Source organism: Rhizobium sp. 05L429 (assembly GCF_056397645.1).
On record NZ_JBFTNV010000023.1, the window covers coordinates 32947 to 50901 of the forward strand.

Annotated in this window: 22 protein-coding genes; 13 read left to right on the forward strand and 9 right to left on the reverse strand. The window is 58.2% G+C overall.

Features of this window, described 5'->3' with window-relative positions; genetic code table 11:
- Nucleotides 1–10: 10 nt before the first annotated feature.
- Nucleotides 11–919, reverse strand: coding sequence for an RNA polymerase sigma factor RpoH (rpoH, locus tag AC1DNW_RS22395; protein WP_477854416.1), 909 nt, complete (start codon nt 917–919; stop codon nt 11–13).
- 268 nt (nt 920–1187) lie between these two features.
- On the opposite strand from rpoH, the gene AC1DNW_RS22400 reads away from it, so the two are divergent.
- Nucleotides 1188–1349, forward strand: a complete 162-nt coding sequence (locus AC1DNW_RS22400) for an entericidin (RefSeq protein ID WP_113299790.1) — start codon at nt 1188–1190, stop codon at nt 1347–1349.
- Between the two features lie 12 nt (nt 1350–1361).
- On the opposite strand, the gene AC1DNW_RS22405 is transcribed toward AC1DNW_RS22400, so the two are convergent.
- Nucleotides 1362–2387 carry an RluA family pseudouridine synthase gene (locus tag AC1DNW_RS22405; protein ID WP_113299789.1) on the reverse strand — a complete coding sequence of 342 codons (1026 nt, stop codon included), beginning with the start codon at nt 2385–2387 and terminating at the stop codon, nt 1362–1364.
- Nucleotides 2388–2430: 43 nt separating this feature from the next.
- On the opposite strand from AC1DNW_RS22405, the gene AC1DNW_RS22410 reads away from it, so the two are divergent.
- A complete protein-coding gene (locus AC1DNW_RS22410; protein ID WP_113311257.1) occupies nt 2431–2823 on the forward strand; it encodes a hypothetical protein in 393 nt (130 codons plus the stop codon).
- A 7-nt stretch (nt 2824–2830) separates the two neighbouring features.
- On the forward strand, nt 2831–3655 hold the full coding sequence (locus tag AC1DNW_RS22415; RefSeq protein WP_113311258.1) for a TrmH family RNA methyltransferase: 825 nt from the start codon (nt 2831–2833) through the stop codon (nt 3653–3655).
- A 6-nt stretch (nt 3656–3661) separates the two neighbouring features.
- Here AC1DNW_RS22415 and AC1DNW_RS22420 read toward each other — a convergent pair whose 3' ends face one another.
- Both AC1DNW_RS22420 and AC1DNW_RS22425 read right to left on the reverse strand, forming a co-directional pair.
- Nucleotides 3662–4819, reverse strand: a complete 1158-nt coding sequence (locus AC1DNW_RS22420) for a hypothetical protein (RefSeq protein WP_113311259.1) — start codon at nt 4817–4819, stop codon at nt 3662–3664.
- A gap of 129 nt (nt 4820–4948) precedes the next feature.
- The gene (locus AC1DNW_RS22425) at nt 4949–5539 is read right to left on the reverse strand and encodes an EipA family protein (protein WP_113299824.1); all 591 of its coding nucleotides are present in this window, start codon (nt 5537–5539) and stop codon (nt 4949–4951) included.
- A gap of 181 nt (nt 5540–5720) precedes the next feature.
- On the opposite strand from AC1DNW_RS22425, the gene chpT reads away from it, so the two are divergent.
- Both chpT and AC1DNW_RS22435 read left to right on the forward strand, forming a co-directional pair.
- A complete protein-coding gene (chpT, locus tag AC1DNW_RS22430; RefSeq protein ID WP_113311260.1) occupies nt 5721–6368 on the forward strand; it encodes a histidine phosphotransferase ChpT in 648 nt (215 codons plus the stop codon).
- 113 nt (nt 6369–6481) lie between these two features.
- On the forward strand, nt 6482–6844 hold the full coding sequence (locus AC1DNW_RS22435; protein WP_113299784.1) for a response regulator: 363 nt from the start codon (nt 6482–6484) through the stop codon (nt 6842–6844).
- A gap of 127 nt (nt 6845–6971) precedes the next feature.
- Here the strand turns inward: AC1DNW_RS22435 and ctrA are convergent, their stop codons facing one another.
- Nucleotides 6972–7673 (reverse strand): response regulator transcription factor CtrA, encoded by a 702-nt coding sequence (gene ctrA / locus AC1DNW_RS22440; RefSeq protein ID WP_007815188.1) that lies wholly within the window; start codon nt 7671–7673, stop codon nt 6972–6974.
- A gap of 435 nt (nt 7674–8108) precedes the next feature.
- Between ctrA and AC1DNW_RS22445 the strand changes: the two genes are divergently transcribed.
- The gene (locus AC1DNW_RS22445; RefSeq protein ID WP_477854417.1) at nt 8109–8459 is read left to right on the forward strand and encodes a flagellar export protein FliJ; all 351 of its coding nucleotides are present in this window, start codon (nt 8109–8111) and stop codon (nt 8457–8459) included.
- Nucleotides 8460–8574: 115 nt separating this feature from the next.
- Here the strand turns inward: AC1DNW_RS22445 and AC1DNW_RS22450 are convergent, their stop codons facing one another.
- Nucleotides 8575–8853, reverse strand: a complete 279-nt coding sequence (locus AC1DNW_RS22450) for a GNAT family N-acetyltransferase (protein WP_113311261.1) — start codon at nt 8851–8853, stop codon at nt 8575–8577.
- A gap of 103 nt (nt 8854–8956) precedes the next feature.
- Between AC1DNW_RS22450 and AC1DNW_RS22455 the strand changes: the two genes are divergently transcribed.
- A complete protein-coding gene (locus tag AC1DNW_RS22455; protein WP_113311262.1) occupies nt 8957–9421 on the forward strand; it encodes a paraquat-inducible protein A in 465 nt (154 codons plus the stop codon).
- 20 nt (nt 9422–9441) lie between these two features.
- On the opposite strand, the gene sciP is transcribed toward AC1DNW_RS22455, so the two are convergent.
- Complete coding sequence (gene sciP / locus AC1DNW_RS22460; protein WP_477854418.1) at nt 9442–9717, reverse strand: CtrA inhibitor SciP; 276 nt, start codon at nt 9715–9717, stop codon at nt 9442–9444.
- Between the two features lie 398 nt (nt 9718–10115).
- Between sciP and AC1DNW_RS22465 the strand changes: the two genes are divergently transcribed.
- On the forward strand, nt 10116–10862 hold the full coding sequence (locus AC1DNW_RS22465; protein ID WP_113311263.1) for a helix-turn-helix transcriptional regulator: 747 nt from the start codon (nt 10116–10118) through the stop codon (nt 10860–10862).
- Nucleotides 10863–10886: 24 nt separating this feature from the next.
- On the opposite strand, the gene AC1DNW_RS22470 is transcribed toward AC1DNW_RS22465, so the two are convergent.
- Nucleotides 10887–11603: a sugar transferase gene (locus tag AC1DNW_RS22470; RefSeq protein ID WP_113299780.1), complete on the reverse strand. Its 717-nt coding sequence runs from the start codon at nt 11601–11603 to the stop codon at nt 10887–10889.
- Between the two features lie 688 nt (nt 11604–12291).
- Complete coding sequence (cysQ, locus tag AC1DNW_RS22475) at nt 12292–13089, reverse strand: 3'(2'),5'-bisphosphate nucleotidase CysQ (protein WP_477854419.1); 798 nt, start codon at nt 13087–13089, stop codon at nt 12292–12294.
- 492 nt (nt 13090–13581) lie between these two features.
- Between cysQ and AC1DNW_RS22480 the strand changes: the two genes are divergently transcribed.
- From AC1DNW_RS22480 to AC1DNW_RS22500, 5 genes are read left to right on the forward strand one after another with little or no spacing between them, the layout of a single operon-like run.
- Nucleotides 13582–14484, forward strand: a complete 903-nt coding sequence (locus AC1DNW_RS22480; RefSeq protein WP_477854420.1) for a branched-chain amino acid ABC transporter permease — start codon at nt 13582–13584, stop codon at nt 14482–14484.
- Between the two features lie 3 nt (nt 14485–14487).
- Nucleotides 14488–15885 (forward strand): high-affinity branched-chain amino acid ABC transporter permease LivM, encoded by a 1398-nt coding sequence (gene livM / locus AC1DNW_RS22485; RefSeq protein ID WP_477854421.1) that lies wholly within the window; start codon nt 14488–14490, stop codon nt 15883–15885.
- Nucleotides 15885–16751, forward strand: a complete 867-nt coding sequence (locus AC1DNW_RS22490) for an ABC transporter ATP-binding protein (protein WP_477854422.1) — start codon at nt 15885–15887, stop codon at nt 16749–16751. Before livM ends, AC1DNW_RS22490 begins: the two co-directional genes overlap by 1 nt.
- A complete protein-coding gene (locus tag AC1DNW_RS22495) occupies nt 16751–17479 on the forward strand; it encodes an ABC transporter ATP-binding protein (RefSeq protein WP_113299775.1) in 729 nt (242 codons plus the stop codon). The genes AC1DNW_RS22490 and AC1DNW_RS22495 overlap by 1 nt, the downstream gene beginning before the upstream one ends.
- Before the next feature lie 25 nt (nt 17480–17504).
- Nucleotides 17505–17858 (forward strand): DUF6867 family protein, encoded by a 354-nt coding sequence (locus tag AC1DNW_RS22500; RefSeq protein WP_113299774.1) that lies wholly within the window; start codon nt 17505–17507, stop codon nt 17856–17858.
- The last annotated feature ends 97 nt before the right edge of the window (nt 17859–17955 follow it).

The following is a 17955-nucleotide window of genomic DNA, read 5'->3' on the forward strand; positions in this document are numbered from 1 at the left end:
GACAACCGGCTTATGCGGTGGCTTCGACCACACGCACTGCCTTGGCGCGTTCAAGCGCTTCCTTGCGGACCGCATCCTGCACCTTCTCAAAGGCGCGGACTTCGATCTGACGGACACGCTCGCGGCTGATGTCGAACTCGGACGAAAGGTCTTCCAGCGTTACCGGATCTTCAGCAAGCCGGCGTGCCTCGAAGATGCGGCGTTCACGGTCGTTCAGCACGCTCATGGCCTTGGACAGCATGCGGCGGCGCGTATCGAGTTCATCCTGCTCGATCAGCAMGTCTTCCTGGCTCTCATGGTCATCCACGAGCCAATCCTGCCACTGGCCGCTGTCGCCTTCAGAAGCCTTGATCGGAGCATTCAGCGAAGCGTCGCCGGACAGGCGGCGGTTCATCGAAATGACCTCTTCCTCGGAGACGTTCAGCTTGGTGGCGATCTCGGTCACATGTTCTGGCTTCAGATCACCTTCATCAATGGCCTGGATACGGCCCTTCAGGCGACGCAGATTGAAGAACAGACGCTTCTGGTTGGCGGTCGTGCCCATCTTCACCAGAGACCACGAGCGCAGGATATATTCCTGGATCGAGGCCTTGATCCACCACATAGCATAGGTGGCAAGGCGGAAACCGCGTTCCGGATCGAACTTCTTAACGGCCTGCATGAGGCCGACGTTACCTTCGGACACGACTTCGCCGATCGGCAGGCCGTAGCCGCGATAGCCCATGGCGATCTTCGCAACGAGGCGAAGGTGGCTGGTGACGAGCCTGTGTGCCGCGTCGCKATCTCCGTGCTCGGAGTAACGCTTGGCGAGCATGTACTCTTCCTGCGGCTCCAGCATCGGGAATTTACGGATTTCGTCGAGGTAACGATTGAGACCGGCTTCGCCGGCGGTAATGGACGGCAAGTTATTTCGGGCCATAATGCACCCTCCTTATATGGATTCCGGTTCCCGATGGAACGCGCCCTTGCGTTAAAGGCAAACCGGGACATGCGGCTCTCTCCAAGCCCGCAATAAGTCTATGTACAGATAAGTATGGCGAAACAGGGATTCAAGGTCGTCTCGGCGTTCACGAGGGCGTTATCCGGCCTCTGCCAGTGGCGGCTGGAGGCATTGATTTTACGGACAACTGCTGCATTTTTCCAGTGACGGTAGCACTCTCGCCCGCCGATTCCATGAGGGGAAACAGATGATCAGACCAGCCCTTGCCGCCCTTCTGCTGCTCACGCTTTCGGCCGCCCTTTCATCCTGCGGAAATACCGCAAGGGGATTGGCGCAGGACGGGCGTGACACCAGCCACGCTCTCGACAATGCCACGCATCGGGTCCTGGGTGCCGGCGCCAAGAGATAGCAGCGGCATTTCTTATGCGCGCAGGGCGTCGGCGAGTTCCACCATATCATCCGGCAGCGGCACCTCGAAGTGCATCACCTCGCCAGTGCGCGGATGCTCGAATTGCAGCATGAAGGCGTGCAGCGCCTGGCGGCCGAAAGCCTTGACGATCTTGCGGGCCTCGTCGGGCAGAAGATTGGCCTTGGTCTTGAAGCCGGCGCCGTAGACGGTATCACCCAATAGCGGATGGCCGATATGAGCCATGTGGACGCGGATCTGGTGCGTGCGGCCCGTTTCCAGGTGACATTCGACGAGCGAGGCGAGCGCGCTCGCATCCGGGCTTTCATGGAAACGCTCCAGCACCTGGTAATGGGTGATCGCCTCGTCGGCGTTCTCGTTGTCCGGGCGCTTGACGGCACGTCGGGTACGGTCTCCGGTGTCACGGCCTAGCGGTGCGTCGATCGTGCCCGAGAGTGAGCGCGGACGGCCCCAGACGATCGCCTGATAGGCGCGTTCCAGCGGCATGGTGCGGCCGTGGTCGGCAAACTGCAGCGAGAGGTGGCGGTGAGCCATATCGTTCTTGGCGACGACCATGACGCCGGTCGTATCCTTGTCGAGGCGGTGCACGATACCGGGGCGGCGTACGCCGCCGATGCCGGAGAGGGTGTCGCCGCAATGGTAGATCAGCGCATTGACGAGCGTACCGGTCCAGTTGCCGGGACCCGGATGGACGACGAGACCAGCCGGCTTGGAGATGACGATGACGTCTTCATCCTCGTAGAGGATATCGAGCGGAATGTCCTCCCCCTTCGGCGCCGGGTCTTCCGGTTCAGGCAGGATGATCTCGTAGCTGTCGCCGGCTCGCACCTTCTTTTGGGGATCGGTAATCGGTGCGCCCTTCAAAAAGACCTGCCCATCCTTGATCAGCGCCTTGATGCGGCTGCGGGAAAACTCCTCGCCGACCTGCGCGGTCAGCCAGGCGTCGAGGCGGCCTTCGGCTGTCTCATCGGCGGTCAGGACTTTTCTATTGTCATCTGCTTGTTTAAAGGGGTCGCTCAAGACGCTTCTTCTCCGACGTATTTTTTAGAACGGGACGCCATAGATGACGAAATTCGAGCCAGCCGACGATGAGCAGGAAGAAAAGCCCCTTGATCCGGCTATGGAAAGTGTCCGGCGCAAGATGGTTCGCCTGCAGATCGTCTCGGGCGCCATCATGTTCGTGAGCCTTATGGCGGTCTTCGGCGCTGTTGTCTACAAGGTGACGCGTACGGAACCTTCGCAGACTACAGCGTCCGCAGGCTCTTCCGGTGTTCCCTCCGACGCGCCGGTGAATTCGACGGCCTCGCTGCCACTCGGCTTCAAGATCGAGCAGACATCGCTTTCGGGCGGACAGATCCTGTTTTACGGCGCCGATGTCAACGGCAAGCGCAAGGCGCTGGTCTTCGATATCAAGGCGGGCCGCATCGTGGCCGAAATCACATTGTCGGGCAATTGAGACCGGCATGGCCGGAAAGCCTCTCACGATCGAAACCCCGGACGATCCGCGGATCGCGGAGTTTCGCGATATCCGCGAGCGCGACCTGACGGGGCGACAGAACCGCTTCATAGCCGAAGGTACCGTCGTGCTGCGTATGCTCGCCGATGCGCATGCGGCGGGTAGAGGATTTTCTGCCGAAAAGATCTTGCTGCTTCGCAACAGGCTCGACGGCGTGGCGGAGATCCTCGACCGCTTTCCCAAAGACGTACCTGTCTATGTGGCCGACGCCGATGTTCTCGATGGTATCGTCGGCTTCAACATGCATCGCGGCGTGCTTGCGCTCGGTCGCCGCGAGCAGGCCACGGAAACCGTCTTTCTGGATACGCTGCCCGAGCAGGCGCTGGTCCTCGTCGGTTGCGGCATTTCCAATCACGACAATGCCGGGTCGATGTTCCGCAATGCCGCTGCCTTCAAGGCGGATGCGATCCTCCTTGACGAAACCTGCTGCGACCCGCTCTACCGCAAGGCGCTGCGCGTTTCCGTCGGTTCTGTTCTGAGCATGCCCTATCGTCGCGGCGGCGATGCGCTCGATCTTCTCGTGAGCCTTGCCGAGCGGGGCTTTGTTATCTGGACGCTTTCGCCACGCGGCGAGACTGACATCCGGCAGATACCAGCCTCCGATCGCATGGCGCTCGTCGTCGGCACCGAGGGCGAGGGCTTGCCGGAGGCGGTGCTTTCCCGTTTCCGCAGTGCGCGCATTCCGCAGTCCGAAGGACTGGACAGTCTCAATGTGGCAACGGCCACAGGTATTGCGCTCTTTGCCATATCCTCGGCGATGGAGCGGATCTGAATAAGTTCAGCGCTGCGGATCGGCGATGATCGCAGCCGCGCGGTCGGCGAGGTTCACGCGTTCATTCGGTCCCTTCTTCTCCCTGCCGGGCAGGAGGGGCAGGATCGGAGAGGACGGGCCTTCATCGAGCGCCGTGAGCGCTACCATGTTGGCGGCGATCGAGGCGATCTCCTCGCGAAGGGCGCCGTCACGACCGGTATTGTTTCTTGCCTTCTGCAGATGGTCGGCAAGTGCGGCGCTACGCCGGCGCACATTATCGCCCATCTGCGCGGTGATGGCCGCCACATCCAGCGTGGCGGGCTCGGTCTCGCCGGCGGGTTCGGCTGGCAGATCGGCAATCGCCTTGGAGAGGCCGGCATCGCGCAGCGCCTTTGCGGCCTTGCGGATTTCGGCATTGGCAGCCTTCACCTGATCCTTCAGCTTGGCGATCTCCTGTTGCCGGCGGCCGAGCAGGGCTTCCTTGTCCGCGGCAGAAGCGGCCTCGCGGGCGGCCTTGTCTTCCAGGCGGATGACCATGTGCTGTTGCTGGCTGAGCTTCTGCTCGGCATCCTTGGCACGCTTCTGTGCCACCGTTATGTCCTGGCGCATCGTATCACGTTCGTCTCGCAGGGCATTGGTGCGGAATTTCAGATTTTCGGCCTCGGTCTCGCGCGCAGCAAGGTCGATCTTCAGGTTGTTGGTCTGTTCCGTGATCTTGGAAAGCCGCGCGCGCAGAGTTTCCAATTCGCTATCCTTGTTGGAGCCCGCCTGTTCGGCAATGTGCAGGCTGGTCTTCAACTGGCTGATATAGTTTTCGTCCTTGCGCAGGTGGGAGCGATGCTCGGCAGCCTCGACCTGCATCTCGCCGATCTGTGCACGCGCCTCGTTGACCTCCGAGGCCAGCCTGCCGGCATCGACGGCGAGTGCGTCATGGCGCAGCTGGAGGGAGAGCGACTTTTCGCGTTCGCGGTGCAGGTCCTGTGCGGTGCGGGCGTTTTCAGCGGCATAGAGGGCGCGCACCATGTCCTTCTGCGCCCGCACTTCCTGCGGGCTCAGCGGCATGGTCGCCTTCAGGCGGTTTTCGGTATACCAGACGACGCGGCGGTGGACGGCAGGCGAGACCAGAAAGACAAGAAAGGCCGCGGTCAGGAAGCCCAATCCGAACAAGAGAGCATATTCGATCACGGCGCGGCCATCGATTCGAAGGTTGATACGGGTCAGTCCGCCTGATTAAGYACGCAGAGCCCGCAGCGGCAAGGCTGCGAGCACAGGCAAGACCATATTCCCAAGGATATTAGCGGTGATTTGGGCTTTTCAGAAGGGGTTCCAGGTCGGGTTCGGGGTGACTTTCAGATAGCCGACATTGATGCCGAGGCGGGCGCCGACGCCCGTGCGGATCGGCACGACCAGGACATTGTTGTTCTTGAGAAGCGTCATGCCGAAGCCGGCGATGACATAGGCAGAGCCGCTGACGCCGCCGAAGCGCGCATAGATAGAGTCGATGGAGGGCAGGTCATAGACCAGCATCATGACGCGCGAGCCCTGGCCGCCGTAGTCGAGACCCAGAGACGGACCCTGCCAGTAAAGCGGGTGCTCGCCGGCATTCTTGGTGTTGAGCTGGCCTTCGCCGTAAGTGAGGCCGGCGATGAAGGCGCCGCCGCCTTCCTGGCCGAGAATATAGCCGTTCGGCAGGCCGTATTTCTGGAAGGCGCTTTCAACGACCTTGGCAAGGCCGCCGCTGGTTTCGCCGAAGAAGGAGTGACCGGCATCGACGATTTCCTGCACCGTGTACTGGCCATTGTTCTGCTGGGCAGCGGCCTGTCCAGCAACAATCACCGACGATACCATGATAGCGGTCAGCAACCTGCAGAAGCCGATAAATCTTCCGAGAAATTGGAGGCGCATGATGTCATCCATTCGTCATTGTCGGGGGCATTGGCATTTGATGCATTTTGCTCCGATCGTCTTAACAATCGGTTTACCAAATATGGTGTCATTATGGCGGCAAGTACGGTCGCAAACTTCGCGCAATTTTGATCAGGCACACTACCGGGTGGAATGATACTGCCGCCCTCAGGAGACGATGATGTCCAAGAACCCGAATCTCACTCTATCCGGCCCGGACCTGGCCGCACTTCTTTGCAGTCGTGTGTGCCATGACGTGATCTCGCCCGTCGGCGCGATCAATAACGGTCTGGAGCTTCTGGACGAAGGCGGAGCGGATTCGGACGCGATGGATCTCATCCGCACCAGTGCGCTCAATGCTTCAGTTCGTCTCAAATTCGCACGCCTTGCCTTCGGTGCATCCGGTTCCGTCGGCGCCTCGATCGATACCGGCGAGGCCGAACGTGCAGCCAAGGACTTTGCCGTGGCCGAGAAGAAGACCGAGCTGAGCTGGAGCGGCCCGCGCGCGATTGTCGCCAAGAACCGGGTCAAGTTGCTCCTGAACCTCTTCCTCGTCGCATATTCTTCCATTCCGCGCGGCGGCAATCTGGATATTACGCTGGAGAATCCGGAATTCGACGCGAGTTTCAAGCTCGTGGCGAAGGGCAAGCTGATGCGCATGCCGCCGAAATTCGTCCAAATCGCCACCGGTACCGTCGAGGAAGCGATCGATGCGCATTCGATCCAGCCTTATTATACTGTGCTGCTGGCGGAAGAATGCGGCATGATTCTGGATTATTCGGCCAGCGCCGAAGAGATCGTCTTCACTGCCAAGGTGGCCGCAGCCTAGTTCATCGATCGCTGATCGAGGCGGGCGCAGTAACGATTCCTTAGCCTGATGAACCTATCCTCGAAGGTTAGGAAGGCCCTCGACGGAGACAGCGCGAGGGATAAGGAGCCGCCATGCAGAGATTCATGATCACCGATAGTTCGGACATCGTTCGCAAGGTCGGCAAGCGAATCCTTTCCGAGCTCGATTTTCTGGTCAGCGAAGCTTCGAATGCCGAAGAGGCGCTGCAGCGCTGCCAGGCTGAGCTACCCGAATATCTGATCGTCGATTCGGGTATGGAAGGCGCGCTCGAACTCATCGCCAATATCCGCGCCATGGACGGCGGCAAAGAGGTCAAGATCTACTATTGTGTCATCGAGGCCGATCTGAAGAAGCTGATGGCCGGCAAGCGGGCAGGGGCCACCGACTTCCTGCTCAAGCCCTTCGACCGCAAGATCCTCACCGCCGTGTTCGGAAATCGCGCAATCGCTGCCTGAAGAGGTCGCGCAAATCGTTAACGCGAGCCGTCCTTGTGGGGCGGCTTTTTCTTTTCCGGACATTGCCGACAAAATAAAAGTCCCGCCGGAGAGGCGGGACTTTTCTTCGGTAAGGGGATTCGGCGGATCAGGCGGTTTCGGCGTATTCGGCACCATCGGGCTCGCGCAGCACATAGCCGCGGCCCCAGACGGTTTCGATGTAATTTGCGCCGCCGGCAGCATTTGCGAGCTTCTTGCGCAGCTTGCAGATGAAGACGTCGATGATCTTCAGTTCCGGCTCGTCCATGCCGCCATAGAGGTGGTTCAGGAACATTTCCTTGGTGAGCGTGGTGCCCTTGCGGAGCGAGAGAAGCTCCAGCATCTGGTATTCCTTGCCCGTCAGATGAACGCGCTGGCCGCCGACTTCGACGGTTTTGGCGTCGAGGTTGACGATAAGTTCGCCCGTGATGATGACCGACTGGGCATGACCCTTGGAGCGGCGGACAATGGCGTGGATACGGGCGACGAGCTCGTCCTTGTGGAACGGCTTCGTCATGTAGTCGTCGGCGCCAAAGCCGAGGCCACGAACCTTGTCTTCGATGCCAGCCATACCCGAGAGGATAAGGATCGGCGTCTTGACCTTCGACAGACGGAGAGTGCGCAGCACTTCATATCCGGACATGTCCGGAAGGTTCAGATCGAGAAGGATGATGTCGTAATCATACAGCTTGCCCAGATCCACGCCTTCTTCGCCGAGATCCGTCGTATAAACATTAAAACTCTCAGATTTGAGCATCAGTTCGATGCTCTGCGCCGTAGCGCTATCATCCTCGATGAGAAGTACCCGCATAATTATCCCCTTTACCGCCGCCGAAAGGTGGCCTGGCCCCCTACGCGATACCGAATAAGCTACGTGATTTGGAAGCTGCCACGAAATGGTTAACAAATTCTAATTCACTCTGGCAAGGAGTATCGAATTTATTAAATAATTTTTCCATTTCTATGTTTTCCAATGGAAATCTCAAACCACAAATCTCAACTTCGACATTAAGAATCTGCGCTAAGTGATTCATCTGACTCGCTAATGAAAAGGTTCGGTTTCCTGTATTGGCGTTTACCGACCCTTAAATCATCGGACCTATCATTAACGATGCCCGTAAACGAAAGGTTACCAGCGGTAGGTTTTTGTTAATATCGGAGGAAATTTTTCGGCAAACCGTGTCAAAGCGGCGCGCAAGGGCAGTTTAGAGTTGAGCCGGGGTCTCGCATCACGGGAGTAATGCGTATGAAGTCGCGAGAGAGCCTCGTTCGCCTGAAAGAGTTTCAGGTTAACGAAAAGCGTCGTCAATTGCAGCAGTTGCAGATGATGATGTCCGAATTTGAACGGATGACGAAGGATCTGGAGAGCCAKATCGTCGTAGAAGAAAAGAAGTCCGGTATTTCCGACCCGAATCACTTTGCATATCCGACCTTCGCTAAGGCCGCACGTCAGCGCGCCGACAATCTTCAGGTTTCGATCAAGGAACTGAAGGTTCAGGAGGAGGCGCTGGAACTGGCGCTAGAGGAAATGCAGGCGGAATATGCCAGGGCAACGGCGCTCGAAGAGCGCGACGGCGCAGTTCGCGCCCGGGCCTGACGAATATTGCAGGCGCCGGTACCGGCGCCTTGGGGATAACCACAGAAGCCATGCATGCCGGACGCAGTGTCCGTCATGCATGGCTTTTGGTGTTTCTATCGTATGCGCGACGTCCTCAGTTTACCACGTCATTCCATTCGGGGTGGCGCTGCGCCTGTGATTTAAAGAAGGGGCAGAGCGGGATGATCTTCCAGCCGCCCTCGCGGGCCGCCTCGACCGCGTGAAGGGCGAGCGCCTGGCCGACGCCCTTGCCGCGCAAAGCGTCCGGCACGCCGGTATGATCGATGATGATCAGTTTCGGCGATGTGCGAGAATAGGTCATCTCCGCTTCATGGCCTTCCAAGGCTGCAACATAGCGGCCGCCGGAGGTGTTTTCCTCAATCCTGATATCCATGTCCGTCTCCTGATGAATTATGTGATCGGGAACGTGACATGGCGGCGCCGGCGTGCCAAGYCGTGGTGGCAGGAGACAGTGTGTTCAAGGGAGAGGCGGCAAATTGAGCAGGCTTTCGGCGATTCGGCCCGTTCTGCTGGTGACAGCGCCGTTTCTTCTGGCGCTTGGCCTCGTCCTGCCGCTCGTCCGCTTCGAGAAGCTCTGGTTCTTCGACGAGACGCCGTCGCTCCTGGAAATCGTGGCTTCGCTCTGGAATGGCGGTGACGTGGCGCTTGCGGCAGTCGTTGCGCTCGTCTCGATTGTCCTGCCGGTTCTGAAGATGATCGGGATCGCGGCGGGATCCATGGCTGCCGGCGGCACCGGCAGCCTGTTTTATCGCAACGTCGTGCCGCATCTGTCCAAGTGGTCCATGATGGACGTGCTGCTCGTCGCGATCGTGATTGCGGCGGCGAAGACGACGGGACTTGCGAATGCGTTTACGCAGCCCGGCCTCTGGTGTTACGCGGCCTCGGCAATGATTTCGGGCCTTCTTCATTCCCTTGAGGGAAACGCGTCCGGCCCGAAATAATCAACTAGAATGGAATGGGATCAGTGGCGGTACTGCTGGATGCGCGTGGTGCGCAGACCGGCGAGGCCATGACTGTTGATGGAGGACTGCCAGGAAAGGAATTCTTCGACAGTGAGCGTGTAACGCTCGCAGGCTTCTTCCAAGCTCAACAAGCCACCGCGAACAGYCGCGACAACCTCTGCCTTCCGGCGGATGACCCAGCGCCGCGTATTCGGCGGGGGAAGATCCGCAATCGTCAGGGGGCTGCCATCGGGGCCGATGACATATTTCACTCGGGGACGTATCATTTCGGTCATTGGACTCTCTACACAACGCAAGACCACGGACGCCACTCTAACTTGCCACATTTAAAAATTGCCTAAACCCATCGTAACACTTTGATAACAACTTTAGATGCCCAGCGGGGGTGATTTGCGGATCGCCTGCCGTTACGTCAATTTGAGGCGACTGCATGGGAGCCATGCGGAATAAATGTTACATATTTTTCCCGGATAATCTTATAAGCGCTGCAACATAAGCATGAGCGCAAAGACTTCGTCTCCGTTCTTCTCGCAGTATCAATAAAGATGGCCATTTGAATGCTTCGTATCCTTCGGATGCGGGGCAAATGCCGTCTTTCCTGATCGTCCGGCGCGTCCAATCCGCGGCCGGTTGCGAGGCCGAGGCGAAGCCAGGCCCGTGAAGGAACAAGAGAATGAAGAGACGTGAACGCGCAGTCCGCGACTGCGCCGATGATACCGCATTTTCGCCCTTCGCAGCCCGTCCTGCGGGCATTTCCGCCGTCGACGGTGCAAGCCGCCTGGACGAGCTGACGAAGGCTGCCGGATTCGAATTCCACCTGTTTTCCGTATTCCCRCGCGGGGACCGGACGGCCTTTCTGGAAAACAAGCTGATCAGCAACTGGCCGCAGAGCCTCGTCAACTTTTACGAGGAGGCGGACCTCTTCTATTGCAGCAAGCTGGTCGCTGTCATGAAGCGCACGATCATGCCTGTCTTCTGCGAGGAGGGGTCTTTTGGTGGCAATGCAGCGAATCAGGAAAACCGCCGTCTGAACACGATGTTTCAGATGCACGGGCTGCAGCATACCTTCGCGTTTGCGCTGCACGACGCTGACCTGAAACAATACATCTTCGCTTTTTCCGGTACGCGTGCCATGCCCTCTCGCGAGGAAGCGACGGCGCTGGTTTATGGCTGCATGGAGCTTTTGGACACACTGCCGAGCGACGAGAAGCCGGAAGACAGGCCATCGGAAAGCCTCACCCGGCGGGAGATCGAATGCCTGCGCTGGTCAGCCGCGGGCAAGAGCAGCGATGAGATTGCGATCATTCTCGATCTCTCATCGCATACGGTGGTGGGATATTTGAAGAGCGCGATGCGAAAGCTGGATTCGGTCAACCGTATGCAGGCTGTCGCCCGAGCATTCAGGTATCGGCTGCTCTAACAGCCGATACCCTCTCTTTTTCAATCAGAAGCCTTTGCCGCCGTTCAGTTCGGAAATCAGTGTTCCGAAGATGATGCGGATATCCATCACCAGCGAGAAGTTCTCGACATAATGGAGATCGGAGGCAATGCGGGCGCGCGCCTTGGCTGGACGGTCCGTCGGACCACGCAGGCCGCGCATCTGAGCCAGGCCGGTAATACCGGGACGCATTGCGTGGCGATGATGATATTGCGGAACCAGCTCTTCATAGAGCATGCCGCCGGCACGCATGCCGATTGCATGGCAGCGCGGTCCGACAACCGACATGTCACCCTTCAGCACATTGAGAAGCTGTGGCAGCTCATCAATATTCGAACGACGCAGGAAAGCGCCGACGCGGGTGACGCGCGGATCGTTCTTCACGGTTTGGGCAACGCCCGTGACGTCGCACATGTCGGTACGCATCGAGCGGAACTTGTAGACCTTGATGGAGCGGCAGTTCTTGCCCCAGCGGGTCTGCTTGAAAAGCACCGGACCGGGATTGTCCATCTTGATCAGGGCGGCGACGACCAGAAGAAGAGGAGCAAGCACGATGAGTGCGCTGATCGAAGCAAAAATATCGAAGGCTCGCTTCAGCACGAACTGCATGGAGGCAGGTGGCGGAACGATGCTGTCGAGTGCGGTAACTGGGAACCTCGCGTTTACCTGATGAACAGGCGGAACGCGAAAGCTCTCTTCAGAAATACTTTTGTTAAGGTCCATGACGCTCAAGGATCTACCCTTTGTATTTTGAAGCTTTTATTTTGAAGCTTTCGGCGGTGTCATTCGCAGGTTTGGTTAGCGCCACAATAAGGCGCCACAATGTTAGGCGACGTTTAACCCTACTACATCCTAAATTTGCGACATTTGTTTAACCGAGTCCAGAGAAATTTCGCAGCGCAGCAAACTTCGCAGTTGCGTTAAGTTAATGCAAAATCAGGAGTTTTATTTTTCAACCGGGGTTTTTATTAGCAATTTTATGTGTTTGGCAGATTCGGGACGGCAAACGACGGTTGTGATTGCAGGCACCCACACCGTACCAAAACGCTCCATCCCCTACAGGGTCGAGGCGATCTCGGTTGTGCCAGGGTCGAGTTTGTTGCCTATTGTGCCAGAGTGGGAATGAGACGATCCAGCGGAACGGGGTTTCCGTAATTACGGGATATTCCATTATTATGTCTGTTTGCTGCGGCGATGTTACCGAAGTCACAGCTTGCTGGCGGCCCTGATTGTGGCGACATTGCGGCGAGAGGTCGCGCTGTCCGAGCGGAAGGACGTCTCCTCCGAATCAAAAATGAAGACCGAAGCCAAGTGTGATTTCCCGAGGAAGGGCATCAGGGCGCCGATGTAAAACCACCCCGTTGCGATATTCCTGCGACAAAGCTGAAAGATGCGAAACTTTCGGCGATCGCTACGCCCGTGCGAGCGCAGGCTTCGTGCCGCCCCAGGAGACGAAATGGGGATTTGCGAAGTCGAAATCGGCAGCCGCACCGGTTTTGCCGTAGATGAGCAGCTGGCCGTCCATCGTGACGGTCGATCCGCCGGCCGCGCGCAACACTGCGTCGCCGGCCGCGGTATCCCACTCCATGGTGCGGGTGAAGCGTGGGTAGACGTCGGCCTTGCCTTCTGCCAGCAGGCAGAATTTCAGGGACGAGCCGATGTTGGTACATTTGGAGATCGCATGCCTGGCGAGAAAAAGGCTGGTCTCGGGGCTGTCATGCCTGAAGCTGGCGAGCGCCATACTCTCTGCCGGCTGCTTGCGCACTTTGATCGGCATTCTCTCCGTTATCGCAAAGTTCTCGTCGATCACCAGCTTCTCCGCGCTTGCGCGCTCGCCGGAAAAAGCGATTCCGAGTGCCGGGGCATAGACGATACCGGCGATGGGAACGCCGCTTTCCACATATGCAATGTTGACGGTGAACTCCTGGCGCTTATCCAGGAATTCGCGGGTGCCGTCGAKCGGATCGACAAGGAAGAAGGACTTTCCGGCGATATCAGGCACCTTGCCGGCAGCTACCGATTCTTCGGCGATAACGGGGATCTCAGGGAAATCGCGTTCCAGATGCGCCAATATGATGCGCTCGGCCTCCTGGTCGGCAATCGTCACCGGACTTTCATCTGCCTTCATTCTCACCGGGCAGCCGTTGTCGAAGACTTCTATGATGACCTTGCCGGCTTCGAGTGCCGCGCGTTCAAATGTCCTCAGCATATTCCTGCCGTTCGTCTGCGAATTCGTCTTGGGATCACATTCACTATATAGTGTATACCCGGCGCTGCCGCACCCCTTTGGCGGAATGCAGTCACACTAGCATGGGTTCGCCGGTTTGCACAAAGCTCGTCAGGAGCAGTGCTCGAAAACTGGCATTTGCAATGAGCGGCATCTTCGAGCTTGAAATTTCGTCAACTTGCGGAACAGTTTACGCAGAAGGCCAGCGTGGCTTCGTTTAGCATCTAAGATTAATTGGTGAATTCCGCCCTGGCTAAAAATTTGCCAATCGATGCCGCTTTTGTGTGGATTTTGGTTTGAATTGCGCCATTTAGGCCTGTTTACCCAAGATTCTGACGCAGTAAATCCTTTTTGTCTTCACATTTCCAATGAAACCGCTATGCAATGCGAGCTAGTGGCTTGTGTGAAAGCACAGGCGATAAAACCAATAAGAGATGCAACTTAAATATGGTTCGCATCCAGGGGAAATGACATATGGAGTATTTCGTCCAGCAGCTCTTCAACGGGCTGACTCTCGGATCCATCTATGGCCTTGTGGCTATTGGCTATACGATGGTTTACGGCATTATCGGCATGATCAACTTCGCCCATGGCGATATTTTCATGCTCGGTGGCTTCGCTGCTCTTATCGTCTTTCTCGTTCTCACATCCATCTTCGCAGGTCTTCCGGTAGCGGTATTGCTGCTGGCGATGCTTGTGGTCGCGATGCTGATGACGAGTTTGTGGAACTGGACGATCGAGCGCGTCGCCTACCGCCCGCTACGCGGCTCATTCCGCCTGGCGCCGCTGATTACAGCGATCGGCATGTCGATCACGCTGTCGAATTTCATTCAGGTCACGCAGGGGCCGAGCAACAAGCCGATCCCGCCGCTCGTCCGCACGGTCTATAATGTTGGGGGTCTCTCGATCTCGCTGAAGCAGATCATCATTATCGTGGTCACTGTGGTCCTGCTGGCGGCCTTCTGGTACATCGTCAACAAGACGGCGCTCGGACGAGCCCAGCGCGCTACTGAACAGGACCGCAAGATGGCGGCCCTGCTCGGGGTCAATGTCGATCAGACGATCTCCATTACATTCGTCATGGGGGCGGCGCTCGCAGCCGTCGCCGGCACGATGTACCTGATGTATTATGGCGTCGCGTCGTTCAATGACGGCTTCATTCCGGGCGTCAAGGCCTTCACCGCAGCCGTTCTCGGCGGCATCGGCTCGCTGCCGGGTGCCGTTCTCGGGGGGCTGATGATCGGTCTTATCGAATCCCTGTGGTCGGCCTATTTCACCATCGCGTACAAGGATGTCGCCACCTTCGCCATCCTCGCTTTCGTGCTGATTTTCAAGCCGACGGGCATTCTTGGGCGGCCGGAAGTCGAGAAGGTATAAGTCATGGCAAACATCGACACTTCCACTGGCAAGTCCAACGCGGGGCTTGTCCAGAAGGGGCTTAGGGAAGCCTTCTTCGCCGGTCTCATCTCACTTGGCCTGTTCGTTCTCTATGTCGGTCTCGGCACGCAGCAGAACATCAACAACGAGCTGATCATCGTTCAGCGCTGGGGTCTGCTTGCAGTCTTCGTGCTGGTCGCCGCCATCGGCCGTTTCATCATGGTGGTTTTCGTCAAGCCGCATCTCGACCAGCGCAAGCTTCTCAAGGCGCGCCGGGGCGATCTGGAGATTTCGACGGACAAGGGCTTTTTCCGGACGCATTTCCTGAAGATCGCCCTCGTATTCCTGCTGGTTTATCCGCTGGCGACGGCCTATTTCCTCGGTCCGCAGGGCGCGCTGAAGTGGGTCGACAATTTCGGCATCCAGATCCTCATCTATGTGATGCTCGCCTGGGGGCTGAACATCGTTGTCGGTMTCGCCGGTCTGCTCGACCTTGGCTATGTCGCCTTCTATGCGGTCGGCGCCTATTCCTACGCGCTGCTGTCGGCCCATTTCGGCCTGTCCTTCTGGGTACTGCTGCCGCTCGCCGGCATCTTTGCGGCTCTCTGGGGGGTCATTCTCGGCTTCCCGGTGCTGCGCCTGCGCGGCGACTACCTGGCGATCGTCACGCTTGCCTTCGGTGAAATCATCCGCCTCGTCATCATCAACTGGACCGAAGTGACCAAAGGCACCTTCGGTATCTCTGGCATCGCCAAGGCTTCGGTCTTCGGTATCCTGAGCTTCGATGTCGGCAAGGCGAACAATTTCGCCAAGGTCTTCGGCCTGCCGTCGTCGTCGGCCTATTACAAGATCTTCCTGTTCTACGTTATCCTGGCGCTCTGCATGCTCACCGCCTATGTGACGATCCGCCTGCGCCGCATGCCGATCGGCCGCGCCTGGGAAGCGTTGCGTGAGGACKAGATCGCCTGCCGCTCGCTCGGCATCAACACGGTGACGACGAAGCTGACGGCTTTCGCCACCGGTGCGATGTTCGGCGGCTTCGCCGGTTCCTTCTTCGCAGCCCGCCAGGGCTTCGTCTCGCCGGAGTCCTTCGTGTTCCTGGAATCGGCGGTCATCCTCGCTATCGTCGTCCTGGGCGGCATGGGTTCGCTGACGGGTATCGCGATCGCTGCCGTCGTCATGGTCGGCGGCACGGAACTGCTGCGTGAAATGGATTTCCTCAAGGTCATCTTCGGACCGGAATTCACGCCGGAACTCTATCGCATGCTGCTTTTCGGCCTCGCCATGGTCATCGTCATGCTGTTCAAGCCGCGCGGTTTCGTCGGCTCGCGTGAGCCGACCGCCTTCCTCAAGGAGCGCAAGGCGATATCCGGAAGCTTTACCAAGGAGGGCCATGGTTGATGAGCCCTGTCGAGAACACCATGTCGAATGACACTTTGCTCAAGGTCGAGCACCTGTCGATGAAGTTTGGCGGCCTGATGGCCATCAACGACCTCTCGTTCGAGGCCAAGCGCGGCGAAATCACCGCGCTGATCGGCCCGAACGGAGCAGGCAAGACGACCGTCTTCAACTGCATCACCGGTTTCTACAAGCCGACGATGGGCATGATCACGCTGACGCAGAAGAGCGGTAAGCAGTATCTGCTCGAACGCTTGCCGGATTTTCGCATCACCAAGGAAGCGAAGGTCGCGCGTACTTTCCAGAATATCCGCCTGTTTTCGGKCCTGACGGTTCTGGAAAACCTGCTCGTTGCCCAGCACAACAAGCTGATGAAAGCTTCGGGTTTCACCGTGCTCGGTCTTCTCGGCATCGGTCCCTACAAGAAGGAAGCGGCAGCAGCCATCGAGCTGGCGCGCTACTGGCTGGAGAAGGCCGATCTGATCGACCGCGCCGACGATCCGGCCGGCGATCTGCCGTATGGCGCTCAGCGTCGTCTGGAAATCGCCCGCGCCATGTGCACCGGTCCGGAGCTGCTCTGCCTCGACGAGCCTGCCGCCGGCCTCAATCCACGCGAATCGGCAGCGCTCAACGCGCTGCTGAAGGGCATCCGCATTGAGACCGGTACCTCGATCCTGCTCATCGAGCACGACATGTCGGTGGTCATGGAAATTTCCGACCACGTCATCGTTCTGGAATACGGCCAGAAGATTTCCGACGGTAACCCTGACCACGTGAAGAACGACCCGAAGGTCATCGCGGCCTATCTCGGTGTCGAAGACGAAGAAGTTGAAGAGGTCATTGCGATCGTAGAGGGGGGCGCAATCTAATGGCCGGGGAACAGCTTCTCAAGGTTCAGGGCGTCGAAACGTATTACGGCAATATCCGTGCGCTCGCCGGGATCGATGTCGAGGTGAAAAAGGGCGAAATCGTCAGCCTGATCGGCGCGAACGGCGCCGGCAAGTCGACGTTGATGATGACGATCTGCGGTAGCCCGCAGGCCCGCACCGGCTCGATCATCTTCGACGGCCAGGACATCACCAAGCTGCCGACGCATGAGATTGCGCGGCTGCGTATCGCGCAGTCTCCCGAAGGCCGCCGTATCTTCCCGCGCATGACCGTTCTGGAAAACCTGCAGATGGGTGCCGGCCTCGACAACCTCAAATATTTCAATGAGGACGTGGAGAAGGTCTTTGTAATGTTCCCGCGCCTCAAGGAGCGCCAGTCGCAACGCGGCGGCACGCTTTCGGGAGGCGAGCAACAGATGCTGTCGATCGGCCGTGCGCTGATGGCGCGCCCGAAGCTCCTGCTTCTCGACGAACCTTCGCTCGGGCTTGCGCCGCTGATCGTCAAGGGCATCTTCGAGGCCATCAAGGTGCTGAACGAGAAGGAGGGGCTGACCGTCTTCCTCGTGGAGCAGAACGCATTCGCAGCACTCAAGCTGTCGCACCGCGCCTATGTGCTCGTCAACGGCAAGGTGACGATGAGCGGCAGCGGCAAGGAACTGCTCGCAAATCCGGAAGTTCGCGCCGCCTATCTCGAAGGCGGGCGGCATTGATCGCTGCAGAAGGGAGAGTTTGACTATGCAGGGACTTTTCTTCGAAAGCGACAACGGCGTAAAGCTCGTCATCCGCGCGTTTGTCGTGCTCATCGGTTTCTGGACAGCATGGCGGGCCGGCAAGGCGGTTGCGGACGGTTGGAGCAACTATCCGCTGGTCGTCGTCTATACCTTCCTGCTGGCCTGGGCGATGCAGTTCCTGCATCATGCGCTGTTCGACGGACCGATGCTCAGCGCGTTCTTCTACATTATTGATTTCATCACCCTGCTGATCTTCTCGACAGCCGGGTTCCGCTATCGCCGCACCAATCAAATGGTCAACAACTATTACTGGCTGTACGAAAAAACTTCCGCGTTTTCGTGGAAGGAGAAACATTGACAGCCCGTTGAAACTAGGCATGAATTGCCTCCAGAGTGGAACAGCTTTCCCGGCGTAGTCAATGGTGGGTAGTGCGCTGGGTCTTCTAACGAAACCC